We start from the raw sequence: 22,450 nt of genomic DNA, 5'->3' as shown, positions 1-22,450 counted from the left end.
AGACGGCCGACCAGGTACGTGAGTTAAAAATGCAATCAAATGAATTGATTTGAACTGTGTTGATTATCAAATCTGACGCAAAGTCGAAATCAAGCGTTAGTCTTTCAGATGCAAATGCTGACGTGAACGATGAAGATCATGCAGTGACTGAGACTTGATTTGATCTGCTTTTATTACTGTTCCGCCGCGTTTTTCGGTAAAGCTTTGCGCGTCTTCTAGGTGTGAAAATACCGGAAAATTGCCAGCGCGCATGGGTCCCAGTACGCCAGATCCGGTCACAAAAAAAGCCTCGCTGGTTTTAATCCATTCGCCTTGGGACGTGTCCGTGACATAACTAACGGCGATTTCACTAGCATTGCGGCCACGGCTATATTTTGACGGGTCTAATAGATAAATAAATAGTGTTAATGGCGAATCAAAGAAGTGGGTATCGCCATTCTTGAAGATCACTTGCGCGGCCCATTCGCTGGTGCGCGCTGGATACATACCACAAACCGGGCAACGCGCATCGTTGGGTATCTTACGTGGTGCGAGTAGGCTGATACCCCAATTTGGATCAAACGGCGTTGCGGGAGCGACAATGCAGATGTCGCCGCTGGTGATGGTTTGAACCTCCGTTACGGTAGCTTGCCATAGAACAAATTTGGTCAGCGTCAGCGCGATCAGCAAGGCGCCAGTTATCCCAGCGACTAGTTTAGCTGAAGGGATGTGTATCAACATCGTCTACATCCGCGTATCGTGTAAGGCACCGCCACTCAAATCCACCATGTCAGGTTTGATTTCGGCATAGCGCAGGAATTTTCCTCCCCATTGTCCTACAAATTTTTTTGCATCCGCCTCATGGGCAAAACTGGCAATGGTGGGGCCCATAGAACCATGTCGTTTGCTGCCCAAAACATAGCATCCCTCTTTTGCAGGTATCCAGTTGCCACGCGGTTGATCCCAATCCGCTTTGCCCATGTCTTGTACGTATGCGGCGCTAACTGCCTTGACCTGTTCAGGTGACAATAGGGTATTAAACATTTCTACCGTATCGCAAAAAAACGTGGGCGACTCTTTGCCCTCATAAAAAATCTGTGCTTTGGGGCCTGGATAGTCGGCCAGTAACATGCCGTCGAGATCGCAGGTGGTGTGTGGATCAATTTCTACCGGGGTGATGGATTTGCTGGTCGTTGATTGACCGCAAGCCATCAAGGCACTTCCCGCGACGGCGGTGATGAGTGTATTGATGATAAATTGTCGACGATTAATGATCATGAGTTAAATCTCCAACGTGCCAACGCCAGCGGCACAACGATCCAGGCAAACATAACGGAACCCATAAGCCAGGGTTTGGCTAGGGCAGGGGGAACGATGCTTGATAGCCCGTATAGGGTGCGTACATCATCCATAGAAAAGACATTCAGAATACGAAATACATCGGTCGGATTGAGTAACAGTAAGTAGGCGAAAATATCTCCACCATAGCTCCCGCCAGTACCGACCAGCGCACCCAGTAATAAAAGATCAAAGACTAAGACAAAGAAAAACCAGAGTGCGATTGCCAAGCCTGATGCACGGGTACGTTCGCGTGCAATCACTGACATGAAAATGGCAAGACTGAGAAAGGCTAGACCAAGTAATACCGAGCTGATCATGAAGCCGAGGTAATGAAAGAGTCCCGCCCATTGAAATTGTTGGTATAGCAGTGCCGCCACCAATGAAAATCCTGCGACTGTGGAGAGTGTTAAAGCCCCTGCTAGTCCTAGATATTTACCCAGTAAGAATTCAGTACGAGTAATTGGAAAAGACAATAATAAGTCTAGCGAACCGCGTTCACGTTCGCCGACAATCGCATCGAAGCCGAGCAGTAGGGCAATTAAGGGAATCAAATAAATCACCAGACTGACCAAACTTGTGATGGTCAGCTCTATCGATTTGAGACCAATCTGGCCTTGTTGCGCACCACCGAGATAGGTGATCACTAGCGAAAATACGGTAAATACCAGCGCTACCGCCAGTACCCAACGATTGCGAATCCGGTCGCGAAATTCTTTCGCTGCCAGGGTAAAAATTTGATTTATTTCCATCATGGTTTCTTTTATCCTGGTTTAATTTGAAAACCCAAAAAAGACATCTTCCAGCGATGCTTCTTGTATGTTGAGGTCGATCAATTTGCTGCCAAGACGACTGACTATGGAAAGCACTTCCATCTTGCTGCTACGTGGACAATTCACTGTTAAGCCATCACCGGTTACAGTGCAGCTCACACTAGAAAGAGGGCTGAGTGCATCTTGAGCAAGCGGAATATCATTTGCTGCCAGACGGAGAGTAATGACGAGTGGCATGTGCATTTGCTCGCGTAATTGCGCCACGCTGCCTAGGGCTTGTATTTTTCCCGCCGACATAATGGCTAGGCGATCCACCCGTTCTTGCAACTCTGCCAGAATGTGTGAGGTAATAATGATGGTAACGCCGGTATCGCGTAACTTATGCAGCGTAATATAAAAGTCTCTTATCGCTTGAGGATCAAGGCCATTGGTTGGTTCATCGAGAAATAGCACGCGTGGCTTGCCGAGCAAAGCTTGTGCAAATCCCAAACGTTGGCGCATTCCCTTGGAATATTCGCGCAAGGGGCGATTGAGTGCGTGAGCCAAGCCAACTTGTTCTAACATAGGCGCACATTGTTCTATCGGTGCACCTTTGAGTTTGGCAAAGAATTTTAAAGTTTCGATACCGCTGAGATTGTCATATAGCACCACATTTTCGGGGAGATAACCGAGCTGACGACGGGTATGACGAAAATCGCTACCCGTCACCGCTGTGCCATTAATTAACATCTCCCCAGCGCTCGGTTCCGTCAGACCCAGCATCATTTTGAACAAGGTACTTTTACCAGCGCCGTTGTGACCGATGAGGCCAAAAATCTCGCCATGTTTTACAGTCAAATCAACGCCATCAACCGCGTGTAAGGCGCCATAATGTTTGCTGACACTACGTACCTCGATAGCACTGTCTTCAGTGTGAGACCTGTTATTGGCCGGGATAGTGCTTGCCATGCCATTGCCTCCATTGCTTATTGGTTGGTTGCATACGCGGCTTGGGGTCGACCACGCTCGGTACACGTAACACGGGAAATTGTTGTGAAACCAGACGCAATGCTTGCACTGCCGGGCTGGCGAGTAATAATTGAGTGCTGGGGTATCGCCAATTTAAGCGGTCAACCATATCATTGGCCTCGTAAGAAACATCGCCAATACCATCGGCATTTCTATCCCAGCCTAAATAATTGCTCCAGTGATTTCCACTTTGCACGCCCCATTTTTCGTCTTTCGCACCTACATATCGTATCTGTTCACGATTGCCGATGAAATCATTGCCTTCGACTTGATTGCGGGTAGAGCCCGCTGATAGATGCACACCGACGCGATTATCTACCACCAGATTATTTTTAATGCTGACGTACTCAACATCGTAAATAAACAAGCCTCGGCTATTGCCTGCAATGACATTGTTTTCAACTAGCGAATCCTGCATGGTGCGCAACATGATGCCGTGATCAGAGTTCCCCCAAGTACGGTTATTGCGTACTACTTGGTCACGTACTTCCATCAATGCCAGACCACCCCGATTGAAGTAACTATCGTTGTCTTCCCATAAGTTGTAATAAGAATTCATGTAGTGACTGCCGTAACGGCTATGATGCAATTTGTTGCCGCGAAAAATGGCATGATGTGAGACGTCGACATATAGTGCATCGCGTACAAAACTGATGTTGTTGCCGATGATGCGCGCGCCTTTGGTGTTGTAGAGTTGTACGCCATTTCCACGTTGAGAGGAATTGTATTCGCGCTTGCCCGTGATCAAATTGTTTTCTATCAACACATCGTTGGATTTTTCTATCCACAGACCAAACAGGTTGTAAGTGATGTCGCAATTTTTGACGATGGTGCGGTGCGCGCCGGGAAAAATATAGATACCTGCATTTTGATCTTTCAGACTGTCGCCAGAGTCTCGTACTATCAATCCTTCAATAACCACGTCGGGTGCGATGATACGGATAGTATCGCCACGATTTTCTCCGCTAATCGTGGGACGATTGATTCCTCTTAAGGTCAGTTTTTTATCGATTAAAAAATTACCTTGATACCGGCCACGCGTGATTTCTATCGTGTCACCAGCTTGCGCTTTCGCGATCGCCTGTTGTAGTGACTCACCTGGTTTTACCAAGATGGTCGCTGCGTCGCCAAAGGCGGGAACAGCCATCATGCATGCTAGTAGTAATCCCTTTATCGCTGTCATCATACGATTAGTAAGCCTAGCGTTTTTAGTGATAAAAATAATGCGGCACCAATGAGTAAATTTTTGAAACTCACATAACTGATCATGTCCATCACACTGGCGTAACGATAATTGTCCTGCCACCATGGACCGTCCTTGACATAACGTTTTCCTGATAGACGGATCAATACTTCATACACACTCCAGCCGAACCACCAGGCGATAATCGCGGCGGATGAAAGCTGACCAATCGCCGTTAATATCCAAGCCAGGCTAGCGGCAATCGCCAGCGCGACGCCAGCGATTTGCAAGCCGCGTTGCGATGACCAGGATTTCGCATTCCAAGGCCAGACATGATCGACAATCTCTAAAATTATCCAGCGCAATCCAGTGGCGTTCGTCTTATATGTGGGCTTCACGGGGTCAGTTGGCATACGCGGATCGAGGCCAGCTTTGATCGCCTCGGATGCCGGAGTTGCTGGTATCGGATAAATGGGGATGAAGTAGCCATCTTTGCCTATGGCTTTAATTTCTAAACCTTCTCGGTCGCGTCGTTTGCGTTCTTTAGATAGCGGCGGGCAGCCTTTGACGTCGGTGTACAGCACCATACAGTCTAAGCAGTGCAAACATTCACGGTGATCAATTCGTCCTGCCTTATCAATGGCCAGTGAACCGCAACCGACCGCACAAGCTTTGCAGCTATTGCAGTCTTGTTTGCGCTTCAAACCAAACCAGCGGAAAGTGCTAGGCATAGCTAAGGCGGCTCCCAGCGGGCAAATGTATTTGCAATAAGGCCGTTCGATGAATAAAGAGATGCCGAGTATGAGTGCGACAAACAATCCATAAGGCCAAGCACGATTTGTGATGCCGACTAAGAAAGTTGTTTTGAAAGGTTCGACCTCGGCTAGTTTTTCCGCTAAACCCATGGAAAACATCGACACCGCTAGTAATCCAAAAAAGATTGCATATTTGAGCCACTTTAGCTTGTCATGTACGGCTTGGGGTAAATGAGTTTGGAAACGTTTAAGTCCAATTTTTTCGCCGACCTTGTAGATCGCTTCCGACATCGATCCAAATGGACACATCCAGCCGCAGAACAAACCACGCCCAAATAGGAACACCGTAATAATGATGAAAATCCAAAAGACAAAAATAAAAGGATCGGTTAAAAACAGTGACCAAGTCCATTGAAATAATAGCGAGTGAAACCAGGTCAGCACTTGCGTAATCGAGGGTTGTGCCATCACGCCAAAACCCACAAAAGTGATACTCAAGATCCAGGCGCTGTATTTGAAAATATTCACTGGCCATTTGTTTTTGTGAGTCGACATACGCGTGAGTTTTTCTCTATAGGCGTAGGCGATACTGACCACGATTAGCAGAAGACAAAATAAGCCAATTTCGATGGCACGTGATTTCCAGATGCGAACATAGGGTGCTGCCGCTTCTTCGACCACCGGTCTGCCGCCTTGTAATAGCGCGTCTGCTAACCAATATTTAGCATCAAAACTAGCAAAACTGCGTGTGCCCGTGGCGCGGTCAACCCGATTGCCGAGGAAAGACAATTTCCATGGATAGGCATTTGAAAACGCTTTGGAGCGAATGATGAAAATGGCGGATTCGTTGTAAGTCGGCGCGCCATCGGCGACGATGCCATACAGATTGAGATAATCGAGATCGCGGAAGGTATAGGAGTCTGCATCTTGTTTTACTTGTATTCGGTCGTACATGCCACCACGCACAAATCCTGAGCCTTTGAAGGATTCTATGCCATCGGTGCGGATGATGAACAGCGCGTGTTCGTCGGGCTTTAGCTGAGAACGTAAATTATTAAAACTGTTTTCCCCTAACAGGCTGATGCCTACATCTGGGTGATTCAGATCACCAAACCAAAGTTCGATAAAAGGTACGACATTTTTTTCTAAGCCCACTTGTTCTGGTTTAACTAGCAGGCGTTGTACACTACCTTGCTTGACTAACTCAGCCCATGTCAGACGGCGGCCAGTGACTAGGTATTTGGCTGCTTCACGGACAGTCGGTGCGACGATACCAGTCTGTCTGGCGATCGCCATGCCAGAAGTCATCATGACCTGGTTCTGCACGATGACGGTGACGGTCGCGCCAGAGATGGCGTCCACACCCAACACTCCTTCGTCAGGGCGGGATTGACCTACTTCAATTTTATCGGTGACCGATTTACCAAGATATTGCTTATTGAAATTGAGCAGAGCCGATTCGGGGATGCCCAGCAAAAGAATCGGTTCAGAGTGTTTGAGCACTTTGATCCCAACGAAACGGCCTTTGAGATCCATGCCCATCAGTGTCACGACAGGTTTGCCAGAATAGGCTGGGGTGTCGGTAATGTCGGTTGAGAGCATGACATAACCAAGTAAGTTTTTTTTGCCAGCGATGGGGGCGCCATAGGCCTCAACATAAGGCGGTTGTCCCATGCGTTCTGAAAAGCTTTTTGCACCAGGAAAAACTTCCGTGCAAGCGACTAATGCGCACATGTTTTTGGCTGTTTTAAGTTCTGCAGGTAGCGCTGCTTCATACGCGCTCGATCGTGCACGCGCCGGATTGGCGATGCAGCTTAGCAGTAACAGAAAAAATGCGACCAGGTAGAACACTACACTGGCCGCCAAGTTTTTACGCATGAAAGGCATTTTTATTCCTACTTATTCCTACTTGGCGAGACATTTCAAAATGCCATCACTGGGATGGTGACGCCCAGAAAAAATCCAGACGCCACCGGAGCTGCAACTACCGGGTTAGGCTTCCACGATCATGCGAGTGCGCATCTCTAAATGCAAAGCGTGGCAGAAATGTGTGCAATAACACCAGTACACGCCTGGATTGCCAGCGATGAACGTGACAGAGGCAGTTTCTTGTGGATTGACAATGAAATTGACGTTGTGGTTGGGAATAGCGAAGCCGTGTGTCAAATCCTCGATCTTGTCCAAATTGGTCAAAATCAAAGTGACTTCATCACCTTTCTTAACGGTGAATTCACGCAGGCTAAATGCTGGGGCCTGTGATGTCATTTTGACGGTCACTTTTTTGCCGTTACGTACCACACCAGATTCTTTTGGATCTTTAATTGCATTTGGGAAGTCGTTCAAATCATAAACTTGTTTTGGACGAACCAGATCGCGTTTGAAGATGATGAAATCATGTGGCTCGCCACGTACTGGGTGATCTGCCATCAAGACCATTTTTTCACCAGAGATGTCGATCATTTGTTCATTTTCTGGATGCAAAGGACCTACTGGCAAGAAGCGATCTTTGGAGAATTTGCAACCAACTGCAAGGTATTTGCCATCAGCCGCTTTGGTTTCGGATTGCGATGCATTCAAGTGGCCTGGTTGATACTGGACATCGAGGCGATCCACGACATATTTTGCAGTCTTATCGCCAGCGTGGAACTTGATCGCTGCTTCGACATTCCACTTCACTACTTGGCTGTCTAGGAACAAAGTCGTGAACGCATTACCACGACCATCAAAGGCGGTGTGCAAAGGACCCAGACCGAGTTCAACTTCAGCCACAATTGCAGCATCTAATTTTTCTAATTTGCCGTCAAACCAGTCCAACACTTTGGATAGATCAATGACCGAGCCAGTAGGGGAGAGCTTGCCCGCACAAATGAAATATTTTCCATCTGGACTCGCGTTAACACCATGCGGATTTTTTGGCACGGACACATAAGCGGTGAGGGCGGTTTTTGGATCTTTGTTGGCTTCGTGCGTGCCATCCACTACGGGTACTTTGGAGTCACCAATGGTTTTGAATTTGCCTGCTTTGACCGCGGCTTCAATACGCGCCACGTTATAGAACAAGCAGGCATCACGTTCGGACGACATCATGTCTTCATAGTGCGCGCCCATTTCCGTGTTGTACTGATTGGTCGCGGCTAATTTTCCGTCGTAGGAAGTGGCTACCAAATCGCAATTGCCGTCGATCAGCACTTGCCAGCGCACTTCCATCGTTTCGGCATCGACGCAGCTAAACATAGAGCGATATTTGCTACTGTCTGCGCTACCTGCATTTGGCAAAGGAGTCGCAAATTCACCTCCGCAGAAAACACGGGTTGTGTAGTTGATTTTCTCATCAACCGGATCACGCTTGTCTGGGAAAATACCGTGAAAACCCTGAACATTCGGCAATTGTGTGATTTTGTCGCAGACGAAGTAATCAAGGCGAATACGCGCGATACGGCTATTGATCTTGTCATTGATCCAAGCATAACGTCCATCGTAGTTTCCGTCTTTGTAGGAAGCGTGAGTATGGTGCGTATCTGCTACGGTGTACTTTAGGCTACCGTCAGCTTTAGTACCCATGATCTTTTTAGATTCGTTGGTGACACCCCAACCAACCAACGCATCCGGTACGAAGCAAGGAATACGGTGAATCTCGCGACCAGAAGGAAGACCCAATACGCGCATGTCACCGGTATGGCCGCCACTCCACAGACCGTAATAAGTGTCTAGTTCGCCAGGTTTTAAATGTGATGCATTGCTACTCGCATGACTGCCACCAGCTGAGGCGGAAGCAGAGGGGATCGCCCCCGCTGTACCAGGTTTTTCGTTACATGCGACCAATGTTCCTATGCTTGCGATGGCGGCGGTATTGAGAAATCTGCGACGACCTAAAGCAGGTGCTTCGGTTTCTTTGATTTTGTCTTGACTCATGATGTGATCCTTATTGGCTGGCCGTGGTTAATAGATACTAGATGGATGCTAGATATGACAACGGTTTCTATAGTGCAAGGTTTTCTTGAAAATTAAATTGATGCTGGTCAAGAAAAAAAGGTGGAGTAATTGTTTGTGACGCATGTTTGTTTTAGCGCAACTTACAATAGGCGGGACGATTTTTGTCGAATGTTATTGAATATAATCATATCCATGCGTGTCGCCAATCTTCTGTCTTTCGTCTCTGGTTTTTTATACCTTACTCATTCAAGGAAAAACATGAAATTATCTACTCAATTGTTGAGTGCACTCACTCTGGCAAGTCTGGCTTTAGTCAGCGGCTGCAATAAAAAAGAAGCAGAAGTGCCAGTTGCTTCCGCTAGCGCCGCAGTGGTTGCCGCTGCGCCAGCTGCTGCAGAAAATGTGATTGGTAAAACGACTTATGGAAAAACCTGCTCAATGTGCCATGCGGCCAATGTAGCTGGTGCGCCAAAACCAGGCGATAAGGCTGACTGGACACCACGCATTGCGCAGGGAATCGATGTCTTGTATAAGCATGCTTTAGAAGGATATACCGGTGCGAAAGGGCAGATGCCTGCGCGCGGAGGGGCGGCAAATTTGAGTGATGACGATGTGAAAGCAACGGTTGACTATATGGTTGCCCAGTCTCGCTGATCTCTGTTGAATTAAACGACATAATTTTGGATTTATGCATGTTGTGTGTGGTGAACATTTGCTGCACACCTAGCTTGAGTCAGCGCACATAACTGATATAGTTTTGTGAGAAGTTTGCCCTCTTTGTGAAGAAGATTTCAATTCATGACTACTTTATCTGCCAAACTAGCATCGCCTAAACGCCGCCAACTGGCGATCGGTCTTCCTTTGTTTGCTTGTGGTTTGTTGATTGCTCCGGTGCAGGCAAAATCTGATATACACCAATTTTCCAAAACAATGATGGGCACCCGCCTTCACTTGACTTTGCAAGGTGCAGATGCAAGTTTGATGAACACTGCAGCGGGTGCAGCTTTGAGCGAAATGGCACGGCTCGCTGATATGATGAGCCGCTACCGCAGTGATAGCGAGCTTAACGCCATTAATTTGGCTGCAGGCTTGCAAGCGGTGCAGGTATCGGCTGAATTATTGGAAGTACTTGAGATGGCACAGCGTGTCACGAAAATGAGTAAGGGAGCCTTTGACGTTACCGTCGGTGCCTTACGTGATTGGAACTTTGATGCAGCGTCTCCTTCTATCGCCAGTGCTCAGCAAATTGCGGCACAATTGCCGCTAATTGGCGCTAAGGGCTTAATTCTTAATGCTCGTCAAAGCACTGCTTTCCTTAGTCAACGAGGTATGCGGCTCGATTTGGGAGGTATCGCCAAATTACCGATTATGCAGGCGGGCATGCGTCAACTTTTAGCACATGGTGTGGTCAATGTCATGATCAATGGTGGTGGAGATGTGCTGGTGAACGGCCAACTGAATGGACGAGATTGGCGGGTTGGTTTGCGTGATCCGCGTCAACCTGATCAATTACTCGGCGTGGTGGCATTGAACAAAGGTTTTGTTGCTTCGTCAGGCGACTACGAACGATATGTCATGCACGAGGGACAACGCTTGCATCACATACTAGATCCCAAAACAGGTTACCCGACCAAAGGCCCGCATGGCGTGACATTAATTAGCGATAAACTCGAAGCGATTAATGGCCTGGGGGCTGCCATTATGGTGGCCGGCGCACAATCTGGTCGCACCAGACTTCAGCAGATGAGCGATGTAGATGCATTGATCGTCGATGCCAACAATCAACTCTGGACATCATCTGGAATGGCGCGTCGCTTGGTACGTAGCTAAGCTGACGTTTGAGCTTTGTTTGACATTCCGCAGAGCTACACTTGAGGCGACTAACTCGAGAGCAGAATACTGACCGCATTCACGAGAACTTTTCGAATGTGCTTGCTGTTTCATTTTGCCATCCTTAATTTGACATAATATAAATTATGCGAAAAAATCGCGTTTATTTTCCTGTTGCGCATATTGGGATATTTGGTCGATGAACTTTATTCACAGCATGGGTTCAAACTAAGCTCTCTAAACTACTAAAAAAACGGAGCTGAAATGAATGTAAATCCTTATTTCGTTTTCACAGGATTATTCCTGAACTTTGCATTGATTTGTAGTGCGCCAGTGCATGCGACTGAAAAGCCCGCTATGTTGCAGCAGACTTCGCCGGTCTTGGTCTCGACCCCTGCCGCACGTAGCCTTGATGTGCAATCAATTGATGGGATTGTTGCCGCGCTTTATGATGTTATTTCTGGTGGAATTGGTCAGGCACGCGATTGGAATCGAATGCGCTCGCTGTTTGTACCTGAGGCTAGGATTATGGCCATCGGCCCAAAGCGAGACTCGAAGGATTTTGGTCTTCGAATCATGAGTGTCAGTGACTACATCGCAAATTCCGGCCCGATTTTAATTGAAACTGGTTTTCGCGAAAAAGAACTCAGTCGAAAAACAGAACAATGGGGTGAACTTGCACATGTGTTCACCACCTACGAAACAAATACGGAAAAAAATAAATCAATACAGCGAGGTATCAATAGTGTGCAATTAATGCACGATGGAACTCGCTGGTGGATTATTTCTTTATTATTTGAAGCCGAAAGACCTCAACTTCCTCTGCCTGAAGCCTATTTGAAGTAGTCGGGTTATTGCTTATTCTTTTAGAGAGAAAGGATTTGTAATGCATACAAATCCTTTGGTTTGCAACCTCATGGTGCGGTAAGTTTCAGCAGATGGCTGCGGATTTAAAACTTACTCCGTGGGAGTTTGATCTGTTACAGATTCCGTATCACGTGCAGATTCTTGAGAAGAGTCTTCATCAGAGTCAGTATGTCCCCGCTCCGCACGCGTCTTTAATTTTTCTTCTTTTTTGCGCTTTTTCGCCAATTCTTTTTGGCGTTTTTCGTATCCGTAATTTGGTGTAGCCACAATTTTCCTTTAGTTATGCCAGCACTTTAACACATGGAGGGTGTTGCGATCTTAAGAATAAAATTAAAAAGAGACTTAGGAAATCGTACGGTAAGCTGACCGTAACGGCGCTAGCGTCCGTTTTGCGTAGGTCCTGACATTATTTAATAGTATCTTCTTTATATTGTCAGTTTCCATTTTATCATTTAGTATCTTCCGATCAATACTTGGGACACAAGGATACGATATGACTCAGCTGCCTCCTGCTTTGAATGGATCAATCAACGATAATCCTGAATTGATGTACAAAGGATTGGGCCATGTAGTTCGTGCCTTACATGATGCATTAACTTGGGTTGGCGCCGACGATATTCTGGCTGAAGCTTCCAATGAATTCCCCTCTGCGCGCGAACGGCTTAATCACATTGCGGTACTCACGGAAAAAGCAGCTAATACAGTTCTATCTGCCGTTGAAAACACCCTTCCATTGCAGCAAAGCACAACAAGAAATGCCGAAATACTGCTGCAAAAAATAGACACGCCACAATTGGCCGAACTATCAAAAGAAGAGTTAATCGCACTGACTTTGCAAATGCATGAATTTATCCAGGAAACAAAAATTAACAGCACCAGTACTGAGCGGGCCTTGTCCGACATTATGATGGCGCAAGATTTTCAAGACTTAACAGGGCAGTTGATTAAAAAAGTCGTTAGCTTATTGGAGCGAACTGAAAAAGATCTACTAGCCCTACTTATCAGTGGCGCACCAGAGGGGGCAGTTTCTGCTATAAAAAAAGAAGACCTCTTGGCGGGGCCAGGAGCTGTTGGTGGAATACAATTGAATCAAGAAAACGTGGATGATTTGTTGTCTGATTTAGGGTTTTGAGTTGCCTGAGAAACTAAAAAAGGATTAGTTTACTTAGCTTGCATTTCATCCGATGTACATCGCTGAATTAGCGCACAAAAAAATCAGGCTTAAAAAACAGCCTGATTTTTTGTTTGGAGTTACATGAGTGGGATGCACTATTAATCGCTCATCAATCGCTCATCAAATCGTATGCAATATTATCTAGCCTTAGATAAAATCACTAACCACTTACGGAACAATAAAATCTCTAAATGGCCAGCCTGTACTCCAGTTGAGCACTCAATTACAGGATTTACTTGGTAGTGTCGATTTCTAAAATCATTGCAGACAAAAATCTCGCGACGTCCGAAGCGCATTAAGAAAGTGCTAGGAGAAAATTGCACGGTGAAACGCGTATCCAGTGTTTGTTCTAAGTTAGTCATTTGATAAAATCTCCGTCATTAAATGTCGATATGGTCTAAGCTGATTTACTCACAATTCCTCGCAACAGAAATACTGTATGCGCGTTCAGTAGTTAGTAATGTAAAGCAAAAATACTGTGTATGCAATCAGTATTTTTGCGTTGTTGTTTTAGTTTTAGTTTGTATAGACAATAGCTTAATGATGCCGATTTGCAGACCACATTTCATTCAGGTATGCACTTCCCCCCAAGTCTTAATGACTTTCAACCAGGCCTTGATCTGTTAATCGTAAAACTCGATCACAGCGTGTCGCCAAATCTGCATCGTGGGTGACGATCACAAATGCCGTCCCTAAGGTTTTAGATAGTTCCAACATCAAAGCAAATACCTGATCTGCGATGCCACGGTCTAGATTCCCAGTTGGTTCGTCTGCTAATACGCAAGCTGGATTGGTGACCAAGGCTCGTGCTAACGCCACGCGTTGACGTTCGCCCCCAGATAACTCACCTGGCACGTGCGTTACGCGATGAGCCAAACCGACTTTAGTCAGCATCGTTTTGGCAATCTCTTGCGCCTCCGCGCGCTTCATGCGGCGAATTAACAAAGGCATGGCGACATTATCTAAAGCAGAAAATTCAGGCAGCAAATGATGGAATTGATACACAAAACCGAGCGACTGATTACGCAAATCACCGCGCGCAGATTCACTCATATTGGCAAAATCATTGCCGAGCAAATTGACGATGCCTTTGCTTGGCGTATCCAAGCCACCAAGTAAATGGAGTAAGGTTGATTTACCAGAACCCGATGCACCAACGATCGCGATGCGTTCGCCAGCGTGGATAGCAAAATCGACACCATGCAAGACCTTGACTGCTTGCTCACCTTGACCGAAGGTTTTTGCCAAATTTTTACACGATAAAACAGTTTGCAGCTTACTCATAGCGCAGTGCCTCCGCAGGTTTAACGCGGGCCGCACGCCAGCTAGGGTAAATTGTTGCTAAGAATGCCAATACAACTGCGATGCCGCCTATGGTCCAGACGTCTGACCAGTGTAAATCTGAAGGTAAAGTGCTGATGACATACACTTCTTTCGCCAAGAACTGTATGCCTAGAATTTCCTCAATGAAGGGCACGATGACATCGATATTGAGTGCCACAATAATGCCCGACAAAACGCCGAGCGCAGTGCCAAATAGTCCGACTAAGCCGCCCTGCACCATAAAGATTTTCATGATAGACATCGGCGAAGCACCTAAAGTACGCAAGATCGCAATGTCGGCCTGTTTCTCGGTCACTGTCATGACTAAAGTCGAGACCAAATTAAAAGCCGCGACCGCAATAATCAAGGTCAAAATAATGAACATCATGGTTTTTTCTGTTTTCACGGCGGCAAAATAATTACTGTTCTGCTGAGACCAATCGCGCGTAATTAAACTGCCGCCTAAAGAGCGGCTCAATTCAAACGCAATCTGTGGCGCTTGCAACATATCTTTAATGCGCAAACGCACGCCGGTTGGTGCTTCTTGACGGAAAAATTTCTGAGCATCGGCAAGGTGAATAAAAGCCATACCCGAATCGAATTCATAGTGCCCTGCTTCGAACACCGCAACGACGGTGAATCCTTTTAAACGCGGGATCGTACCAGCTGGGGTTAATTGACCTTCGGGCGCTGCCAAAGTGACTTTATCGCCTATTCCCACATGCATCGCGCGCGCTAGTTCAACACCGAGGATGATATTGAAGGCGCCTTCTTTCAAATCACTTAATTTGCCCGCTTTCACTTTGCTCGCGACGATAGAAACTTTAGGTTCTTCCTCAGGCAAAATGCCGCGTAATACTGCACCGCGCATTACACCATCATTGACGATCATACTTTGCGCATCGACATACGGCGCGGCACCCAAAACCGCAGGATGTAATTGAGCCTGTTTTGCGGTCGCTTGCCAATCTGGAATCACACCACTGGCATCAAATACTTCGATATGCGGCAAAACAGATAACATCCTGTCCCTCACTTCTTTTTGAAAACCGTTCATGACCGAAAGGACGATAATCAAGGCGGCCACACCAAGTGCGATGCCAGCCATAGAAATAAGGGAAATAAAAGAAATAAAACTATTGCGGCTACTACGACGACCTGCACGGGTATACCGCAAGCCGACCAGCCACTCAAATGAGAGATTTTTCACGTAAAGAGCGATTCCAATTAAACAAAAAAAGCAGACTAAGCTTCAAGAGCCCGTAGTTTGCCATACAATACGCCTAGAATGTTGATAATTAACTAGGAAAATCAACAGTTTAGAGTATCTTTTGAGAGTGAAAAAAACGCATCAAAACAAACAATTGCACCCTAATAAAATCAAACACTTAGCACTTGGGTTTGTACAATTTTCGGCTAGTTTTCATTCATGAAATTTAAGATAAATGAATTTTTTTATTTTCAGTAAATTAGTGTTCGGTAAGTTCAATTCAAATTTAATTTAGGCATCAATATGACCTTGGCTTGCGCAATCTATGGTTATGAATTTACACGTGAATTCACATGCCAAGGCATGCGATTCTTACCTAGATATACTTGTGTAACCGATGCTAGCGAAAAGGCTCGCGATTTAGCTTCTTATCAGCTCACAGGTATAGTTATTCTTGAAAAGTACGATAGTCATCAGATCTTCTGCTTGGAAGCGGTGTTATCTTTCATAGAACATCTTGATGTACTTATATCTGATCCTCTTCCAATGCAGGATTCTGACCTGTTCGAAAAGTTTCCACTAATCGGAAGAACCTCAACAAGAAATAGCGGAGGTGGTGCTGTTCTGCATCAGGACGCATTCTGTTTTGACATGCGATCAGATTTCATTAAACTGGCGATGGATAGACTTGCTGACGAACAGTTCGCAAAAAACACGCGCTGGAAAACTCTCTTCTTTAAGGCGACGACGCCATTTCGCATAAAACCGTCATACGTTGATGTTTCCTACTTTCTACTCTTCTCAGGGCTTGAAACTTACGTTCGTCAAACACTAAACGATCGAGAAACCCAAATTTCCACACTCATCGCAAGAAGATTACGCCAACTTGGTTTTGATATTTACGAATTCAAGCCCAAGGACCTTAAGCGTTCCGCTGATACCTATGCTCGACTGCGCAATCGCCAGTTTCACAACAGTTCAATGCAGACCACTCGAAAATATCAAGGAAAAGTGATTGATTACAATCTACTCGACTATTACCCCAACTTCCGCATCCTTGTGAGTTTGGTTGTGCTTAAAGCATCAGGGTTCGATCATCCGGCACTAAATTGGGACTCATGGATCACCATGCAGTATTGAAGATGGCGACGCCAATCAAGAGAGGTTTTATTTTGATAGCGTACGCTCTCAAGACTTCATACTTAGAAAAAAAGGCGGCATTTCTGCCGCTTTCAGTCAATTTTTGGGTTTTTCTAGCTTCAAATGCAATTGCTTTCGTGTCTTTACTTTTCTCGGTGCAGCTAGCTTTTTAATAACTGGATCTTTTGCCAATCGTGCAAGCTCAACATCGCATTGAGAAAGAAAACCTGCTAGCCCACCAAAGGCATCTGAACGTTCTTGTTTGATGTAGTCTGGCATTCGCCCCTTATAAATTACTGCATGTTGAATTTGTCCCCATGCCTCTTGCAACAATGTTCTAACTTGAAGTTCGAACTTATGAAATAATTTTGGCTCCCTACCCCAACATGGATCTACAGGGACAGGCTCTATGATGTAATGAATACCGACATATCCATTATGATTCATCCTTCTTTCATCACGTCCTTTTTGAAGTTGCATATCTGAGAATCTTGGATTTTCTATAGAGTCATGAATAGTGACGCGAATGATTTTGAATCTCTGGTGAGAAATAATTTCCTGATGCAAGGGAAGAATTGAGTCGTGCAAGTATGCAATTACCCTACAACCGACCCAATCATCTATCAGTGCTTCAAAGTCATTAAAATTTTTTGCATTTACCCATTTGGCTTGAGACGGATGTAACTCACCAATTTCTAGTCGACGCTTTTCATCGCCAATTTTCCCATCGATTTTTGTTAAGACACTGGAGATATCTTTTACTCGGAGTACATAACTATACAAATTTGGATCTTGGTGAACTATTCCTCCAATGGCATCATCAATCCATAACTGCTGTCCCTTGAAATTATCTAAACGTCGCGCAAATTCTCGATGAAGTTCCAATTCAAGAGCATTTGATATTTCAGAACCCATGTCACCTCCATAAGTGTAAGTAATGTATATAAGTTTCATTAAGCTACATTGATGCAATAAAATAATCAATAATTTTATAGCAAATATTTGGTAACCTTTTTGTCAGTATTATCATCAACCTCCTCTATTTTTTCAGTCTTGATAAGCATGTGCCAAGTGCCGTAATTACAACTGGTGGAATGGGCATCAGATATTGAACAAAAAACGCTAGGACGGTGACTTAATGATTACCTCTCTATTTTGATGGAGAAAATTTCACTGGCAAAAAGTACAGTTGTGTACGCAAAACTAATGCTTATACGTATTTGCAAGTTCGATTTCGCATGGATGAATTTGAAGGACATCACAACACAGCACGTCTCTAAACAAATCAAGGAAAGCATGGGTCACAAGCACGTAAAAATGACTCCTGAATATAACGATTTACGCGGTGGCGGGCGGAGGATTTTCGAGGCAAAGACGAATTAGCCTTTTGTACGACTCTCAAAAAACCTTATGGATAATAGGTCTTGGACAGTATTGGTTGATTCCCATACAATGACGCCATGAGCTATTTAGAAATTATTTTGCCTTTCGGCATACCGCCTGCGCCCTTGGCTAAAGAATTAGTCAGGCAAATGAAAACACCTTCACTGGCAACACTTTTGGGGTATGTCTCAAGCGAACAACATCATGATTTTGATGAGTTTGCGCGTTTGCTACCGCATGAATTGTGGATTACCCGACACTTCAATCAAACGCATGCCAAGTTGAATAGCCCTGCGCTTAGTCATAGTCGTATGCACGGTTTTGGAATGCAAGCGCCAGCAGGTTTTTGGTTTACTTTGAGCCCTATCCATATTCATATCGCACGTGATCACATGGTCATGACCGATCCGCGTCGTCTCGATATCAATGAAGAAGAATCACGAGCGCTTTTTAATGCTGCAAAAGAAATTTGTGAAGAGCTAGGAAAAACACTTGTCTATGGTGATGCGAAAATCTGGTTTTTAAGAGCCGATGAATGGGCGTCATTACAAACAGCGAGCCTAGATGCAGCGGCTGGTCATAATATGGAAATTTGGATAGCCAAAGGTGAGCACGAAGTCGCTTGGCGCAAATTACAAAATGAAATCCAAATGCTCTGGCATATTCATCCAGTCAATCAACGCCGAGATGAGCTTGGTCGAAACACGATTAACTCAGTTTGGCTACATAGCGGAAGTGCGGAACTTCAAACCTTGGATTGCCAGTTAGGGCTAGAACGTTTTTCTGATTTGCATCAGCAAACAAGTCAGCGAGCAACCCAACAAACAAATAAAAGCGATGCCAAACAACGTGTCCTGATCGAAAATTTAATCGAGCCCACGCTAAATAGCGATTGGGGTACTTGGCTGGCACACATGAATCAATTGGAACAAGACTGGTTTGTGCCAGTTTTACAAGCTTTACAAAATAAACAGTTCAAATCTGTGCAATTGGTATTGAGTAATGGGCAATCTCTGACAGAGTTGTGTTGCCACGCGCCACAAGCATGGAAATTTTGGCGCAAACCTAGCTTAGAAACTTTATTCAAACTAGCACATCGATCACAGCAAAATGCATAGAAAATAGTTCGCCAAACCTATCAACTTCATTCACTCATTTACTTTCGATCGCTATGACACGCATCAGCACACGCCCCTACGCATTTCGCCAAGCAGAGTTACTGAAACAAAGTGGCTTACATCCTGTATTGGCGCGTCTTTTTGCAGCGCGTGGCATTCTCAGTGCAGAAGAATTATTGACGGATCTGCCTGCCTTAATCCCACCAAATCGTTTATTAAATAGCGAAAAAGCGGCGAAGTTTTTAGCTGACGCGATTGCTGCCAAGAAGAAGCTCGTGATTGTTGCCGATTATGACTGTGATGGCGCCACGGCCTGTGCGGTGGGCTTGCGTGGCTTGCGTATGTTGGGTGCCGAAGTTGATTACATCGTGCCGAACCGATTTGAATATGGCTATGGCTTAACGCCAGAAATTGTCGAACTCACAGCGCGGGAAAAATCACCCGATATTATCGTTACCGTGGATAACGGCATCGCCAGCATCGATGGCGTCGCGGCGGCGAACGTACGTGGCATACAAGTCTTGGTAACGGATCATCATTTACCAGCCGATACTTTGCCGCAAGCGAGTGTGATCGTGAATCCGAACCAGCCATTTTGCGACTTTCCGAGTAAAAATTTGGCCGGTGTTGGTGTGATGTTCTATGTGCTGCTGGCATTGCGCGCAGAACTGCGACAACGCGGTGCATTCGATCAGCAGAATCAACCTAAATTGGATACTTTGCTTGACCTAGTTGCGCTAGGCACGGTCGCCGACGTGGTTAAACTTGATCCGAATAATCGTATCTTGGTGGCGCAAGGACTCAAACGTATGCGCGCTGGTCGTATGCATGCCGGTATCGCTGCGCTATTTCGTGTCGCTGGTCGCGAGCCACGTTTAGCTAGTCCATTTGATTTGGGTTTTGCGGTCGGTCCGCGTTTAAACGCAGCAGGTCGCCTGGCAGATATGTCGCTGGGGATAGAATGTTTAACCACCGACGATGAAGGCCGAGCTTGGCAAATCGCGCAAGAACTGAATAGCATCAATGCCGACCGCAAAGACATAGAACGAGAAATGCAGGATGTCGCCCTCCTCCATCTCGATGATTTTCAAGCGCAAGACACGCACACCATCACGGTCTTTGATGAATCTTGGCATCAGGGCGTGATCGGTATCGTAGCTTCTCGTTTGAAAGATAAATTTTTTCGCCCGACGATTACCTTCGCTCCCGGCGATGAAGGTTTAATCAAAGGCTCTGGGCGTTCCATTCCAGGTTTTCATTTACGTGATGCCTTGGATTTGGTCTCAAAACACGCGCCCAGCTTGATACAAAAATTTGGCGGACACGCAATGGCGGCAGGTTTGACTATTCGCGCTGAGGATTTCGCTGCGTTTCAAACAGCATTTGAAGCAGTGGGGAAATCCTGGCTACGCCAAGAGCAGTTAGAACGGATCATAGAAACCGATGGCGCCTTAGAAGAAGCGTATTACTCCACCGATTTTATTGAACTTCTTGATAGTCAAGTCTGGGGGCAAGGTTTTGCGCCACCGATATTTTGTGATGAATTTAAATTGGTGTCACAGCGCATTTTAAAAGAGCGCCATTTGAAGATGGTATTGGAGAAAAATGGCATGCGCTATGATGCGATTTGGTTTGGTCATACGGATAGTTTTGGGGAACGCATCAATGTCGCCTTTAGACTCGATGCGAATGAATACAATGGCGTGACCAAGGTGCAGTTATTGGTCGAACACGTAGAGCCAGCTTAATCGTCATCGGCGATCTGCAAATCAGCTGGGTCGATGTCGTAATCAAGAATATCAGCTGGTTTGCAATCTAACACCAGACAAATTTTTGCCAGGGTATCAAAGCGTATCCCGCGCACTTTCTCAGTACGCAACATGGATAACTGCGTTTCAGAAAGTCCGATTTGTTCGGCCAATTGCTTAGCACGCATTTTTCTGCGAGCCAGCATGATGTCTAAGTTGACGCGGATAGGCATGTCAAAAAAACTTAAACAAAGCTATCAACTTGGCGCTGTAAAGACTGTGCACGCTGCGCGACATATTTGAGGATCAGACCTATCATACCTATCGTCACAGCTTCGACATCCCAGTCTGTTGTTAGATCGCGAGAACCTTGATTGATCCAAGCTTCAATACTTGGCACAAACAAGATCGTGGCCATTGCCGCATACATCAAATTGGCACCAATCGACTGCAAGCTTTTGAGTAAGTTATGATCAAAAGATTTGCTGAGTTCAAATTTTTTCAAAAAATCTGCCGCCGCCCAAAGTGCCAAAACATAGATGATTGGTACTAGCAATCCCGTCCAAAAAAATGGCAATTTCAATGAAAGCATGAAGGTATTTTCCACACTAAAATTGCCGCCTAAGGTATAGGCAGGAAGCACTTGGATCAACCGATCCGCAATTAAATTAAGGATGAAAATAATTGCGATGATTTTGACAAAAATACTTAATTTGCCTGATAGTGGTGTCGTTTGCTTCATCGTTGCCGCTTTGCTTGAATTCATACTTATCCTTGGGTGAAAACAAAATAATTACATTAATACACATATTAATTTAAGTAAAACTTAAAGTAAATGGATTTATTGTCTGTGGTGATTTAAACAAACTGAGGCTAGTGATAAGATTCCAACTTCTCTTCCTAATAAAAAATGTCGAAACCTATATCGTGCAATCAACTATCTACTGGATTTATCATGCATAAAATTGCCCTCCTATGCGCCAGCATGCTACTGCCAATCGCATTCGCCAGTGCGCAGTCCAATATCCGATTAAGCACTGTTGAAGGTGTAGAAAACGAAGACTTAATGAACGTCTTACGTTTTCAAGGAATTAATTACAACAAAGTAAAATTTTCAGGCACACATTTATGGGGCAAAGATTTTAAAATTTTTATCCGTGACTACGAAAACGGCAAACTCATCAAAACGCACGAAATCTTTGATTCAAAAGAAGAAGAGTTCTTTAAACTTAAAGAACAAGAGTTTAATTTTAATGTGTTAGTGCAAGGCACTAGCAATGGTAAAGCTAAATTTGATTTTCGCTTTTTGGGCTTTGGCGTTGTGAAGGAACTTAACTTGGGTGTCGCACACAAGGACTTTATTCTGAAAAGTTTTCAAGCTAAATCAGAAGAGCTTGCCTTCCCTGTCAATCAAAATCACAGTATTTTGACTTTCATCATGCCTTATAAAACAAAGGCCAAATCTATGCAGTATCCTGATGTAATCGGTTCGGGCATTCGCCCTGAAGATTTGGGGCGACATTTTAAAATTCCACGTTATTTCTTGATCGATGTTCGTTTTGACTAAGTCTGATTATTCAGCCTGTTGAATAAGCCTGTTGATTCAAACAGCCAAGTATCTAAATAGTTTTACGCGGTAAGTATAGAAGAAAATAAAGCGCATCAGCTCAAGCTTGATGCGCTTTATT

General features: G+C 45.2%; 22 protein-coding genes. 8 read left to right on the top strand and 14 right to left on the bottom strand.

Annotated features, from left to right (window positions below):
- Window positions 1–96: 96 nt before the first annotated feature.
- The 7 genes from H8K33_RS03680 to nosZ all read right to left on the bottom strand — a co-directional run bounded on the left by H8K33_RS03680 (window position 97) and on the right by nosZ (window position 8,948).
- Window positions 97–720: a nitrous oxide reductase accessory protein NosL gene (locus H8K33_RS03680; protein WP_186889595.1), complete on the bottom strand. Its 624-nt coding sequence runs from the start codon at window positions 718–720 to the stop codon at window positions 97–99.
- Window positions 721–723: 3 nt separating this feature from the next.
- A complete protein-coding gene (locus tag H8K33_RS03675; protein ID WP_186889594.1) occupies window positions 724–1,257 on the bottom strand; it encodes a nitrous oxide reductase accessory protein NosL in 534 nt (177 codons plus the stop codon).
- On the bottom strand, window positions 1,254–2,069 hold the full coding sequence (locus tag H8K33_RS03670; RefSeq protein WP_186889593.1) for an ABC transporter permease: 816 nt from the start codon (window positions 2,067–2,069) through the stop codon (window positions 1,254–1,256). Before H8K33_RS03670 ends, H8K33_RS03675 begins: the two co-directional genes overlap by 4 nt.
- A 21-nt stretch (window positions 2,070–2,090) precedes the next feature.
- Window positions 2,091–3,038, bottom strand: coding sequence for an ABC transporter ATP-binding protein (locus H8K33_RS03665; RefSeq protein ID WP_186889592.1), 948 nt, complete (start codon window positions 3,036–3,038; stop codon window positions 2,091–2,093).
- On the bottom strand, window positions 3,013–4,281 hold the full coding sequence (locus H8K33_RS03660) for a nitrous oxide reductase family maturation protein NosD (RefSeq protein WP_186889778.1): 1,269 nt from the start codon (window positions 4,279–4,281) through the stop codon (window positions 3,013–3,015). Before H8K33_RS03660 ends, H8K33_RS03665 begins: the two co-directional genes overlap by 26 nt.
- Window positions 4,281–6,923, bottom strand: a complete 2,643-nt coding sequence (locus tag H8K33_RS03655) for a NosR/NirI family protein (RefSeq protein ID WP_246443268.1) — start codon at window positions 6,921–6,923, stop codon at window positions 4,281–4,283. The genes H8K33_RS03660 and H8K33_RS03655 overlap by 1 nt, the downstream gene beginning before the upstream one ends.
- A gap of 105 nt (window positions 6,924–7,028) precedes the next feature.
- Window positions 7,029–8,948: a TAT-dependent nitrous-oxide reductase gene (nosZ, locus tag H8K33_RS03650; protein ID WP_186889591.1), complete on the bottom strand. Its 1,920-nt coding sequence runs from the start codon at window positions 8,946–8,948 to the stop codon at window positions 7,029–7,031.
- Between the two features lie 279 nt (window positions 8,949–9,227).
- Between nosZ and H8K33_RS03645 the strand changes: the two genes are divergently transcribed.
- From H8K33_RS03645 to H8K33_RS03635, 3 genes are all read left to right on the top strand, one after another.
- Complete coding sequence (locus H8K33_RS03645) at window positions 9,228–9,623, top strand: c-type cytochrome (protein ID WP_186889590.1); 396 nt, start codon at window positions 9,228–9,230, stop codon at window positions 9,621–9,623.
- A 144-nt stretch (window positions 9,624–9,767) separates the two neighbouring features.
- The gene (locus H8K33_RS03640; protein ID WP_186889589.1) at window positions 9,768–10,799 is read left to right on the top strand and encodes an FAD:protein FMN transferase; all 1,032 of its coding nucleotides are present in this window, start codon (window positions 9,768–9,770) and stop codon (window positions 10,797–10,799) included.
- A 264-nt stretch (window positions 10,800–11,063) separates the two neighbouring features.
- Window positions 11,064–11,645 carry a hypothetical protein gene (locus H8K33_RS03635; protein ID WP_246443266.1) on the top strand — a complete coding sequence of 194 codons (582 nt, stop codon included), beginning with the start codon at window positions 11,064–11,066 and terminating at the stop codon, window positions 11,643–11,645.
- 111 nt (window positions 11,646–11,756) lie between these two features.
- On the opposite strand, the gene H8K33_RS03630 is transcribed toward H8K33_RS03635, so the two are convergent.
- Window positions 11,757–11,933 carry a hypothetical protein gene (locus tag H8K33_RS03630; protein WP_186889588.1) on the bottom strand — a complete coding sequence of 59 codons (177 nt, stop codon included), beginning with the start codon at window positions 11,931–11,933 and terminating at the stop codon, window positions 11,757–11,759.
- Between the two features lie 226 nt (window positions 11,934–12,159).
- Between H8K33_RS03630 and H8K33_RS03625 the strand changes: the two genes are divergently transcribed.
- Complete coding sequence (locus H8K33_RS03625; RefSeq protein ID WP_186889587.1) at window positions 12,160–12,798, top strand: protein phosphatase CheZ; 639 nt, start codon at window positions 12,160–12,162, stop codon at window positions 12,796–12,798.
- 179 nt (window positions 12,799–12,977) lie between these two features.
- On the opposite strand, the gene H8K33_RS03620 is transcribed toward H8K33_RS03625, so the two are convergent.
- From H8K33_RS03620 to H8K33_RS03610, 3 genes are all read right to left on the bottom strand, one after another.
- The gene (locus H8K33_RS03620; protein ID WP_186889586.1) at window positions 12,978–13,202 is read right to left on the bottom strand and encodes a hypothetical protein; all 225 of its coding nucleotides are present in this window, start codon (window positions 13,200–13,202) and stop codon (window positions 12,978–12,980) included.
- Window positions 13,203–13,434: 232 nt separating this feature from the next.
- On the bottom strand, window positions 13,435–14,124 hold the full coding sequence (gene lolD, locus H8K33_RS03615; RefSeq protein WP_186889585.1) for a lipoprotein-releasing ABC transporter ATP-binding protein LolD: 690 nt from the start codon (window positions 14,122–14,124) through the stop codon (window positions 13,435–13,437).
- The gene (locus H8K33_RS03610) at window positions 14,117–15,373 is read right to left on the bottom strand and encodes a lipoprotein-releasing ABC transporter permease subunit (protein WP_186889584.1); all 1,257 of its coding nucleotides are present in this window, start codon (window positions 15,371–15,373) and stop codon (window positions 14,117–14,119) included. Before H8K33_RS03610 ends, lolD begins: the two co-directional genes overlap by 8 nt.
- Before the next feature lie 303 nt (window positions 15,374–15,676).
- Between H8K33_RS03610 and H8K33_RS03605 the strand changes: the two genes are divergently transcribed.
- Window positions 15,677–16,513 (top strand): hypothetical protein, encoded by an 837-nt coding sequence (locus tag H8K33_RS03605; RefSeq protein ID WP_186889583.1) that lies wholly within the window; start codon window positions 15,677–15,679, stop codon window positions 16,511–16,513.
- 96 nt (window positions 16,514–16,609) lie between these two features.
- Here the strand turns inward: H8K33_RS03605 and H8K33_RS03600 are convergent, their stop codons facing one another.
- Window positions 16,610–17,428, bottom strand: a complete 819-nt coding sequence (locus H8K33_RS03600; protein ID WP_186889582.1) for a hypothetical protein — start codon at window positions 17,426–17,428, stop codon at window positions 16,610–16,612.
- A 545-nt stretch (window positions 17,429–17,973) separates the two neighbouring features.
- Here H8K33_RS03600 and H8K33_RS03595 point away from each other — a divergent pair.
- Window positions 17,974–19,014: a hypothetical protein gene (locus H8K33_RS03595; RefSeq protein ID WP_186889581.1), complete on the top strand. Its 1,041-nt coding sequence runs from the start codon at window positions 17,974–17,976 to the stop codon at window positions 19,012–19,014.
- A gap of 53 nt (window positions 19,015–19,067) precedes the next feature.
- A complete protein-coding gene (recJ, locus tag H8K33_RS03590) occupies window positions 19,068–20,762 on the top strand; it encodes a single-stranded-DNA-specific exonuclease RecJ (RefSeq protein ID WP_186889580.1) in 1,695 nt (564 codons plus the stop codon).
- On the opposite strand, the gene H8K33_RS03585 is transcribed toward recJ, so the two are convergent.
- Together H8K33_RS03585 and H8K33_RS03580 are read right to left on the bottom strand one after the other, a co-directional pair.
- A complete protein-coding gene (locus tag H8K33_RS03585) occupies window positions 20,759–20,995 on the bottom strand; it encodes a helix-turn-helix domain-containing protein (protein WP_186889579.1) in 237 nt (78 codons plus the stop codon). The two genes, recJ and H8K33_RS03585, sit on opposite strands and share 4 nt — an antisense overlap.
- A gap of 11 nt (window positions 20,996–21,006) precedes the next feature.
- Window positions 21,007–21,528 carry a hypothetical protein gene (locus H8K33_RS03580; RefSeq protein WP_186889578.1) on the bottom strand — a complete coding sequence of 174 codons (522 nt, stop codon included), beginning with the start codon at window positions 21,526–21,528 and terminating at the stop codon, window positions 21,007–21,009.
- Between the two features lie 189 nt (window positions 21,529–21,717).
- On the opposite strand from H8K33_RS03580, the gene H8K33_RS03575 reads away from it, so the two are divergent.
- Window positions 21,718–22,329: a hypothetical protein gene (locus tag H8K33_RS03575; protein WP_186889577.1), complete on the top strand. Its 612-nt coding sequence runs from the start codon at window positions 21,718–21,720 to the stop codon at window positions 22,327–22,329.
- Window positions 22,330–22,450 lie beyond the last annotated feature (121 nt).

This window comes from Affinundibacterium amnicola, assembly GCF_014284275.1.
In the GTDB taxonomy this organism is placed as follows: domain Bacteria; phylum Pseudomonadota; class Gammaproteobacteria; order Burkholderiales; family Burkholderiaceae_D; genus Undibacterium; species Undibacterium amnicola.
Note: the sequence above shows the minus strand (reverse complement) of the source record. Positions and strands in the feature narration are given on the sequence as shown.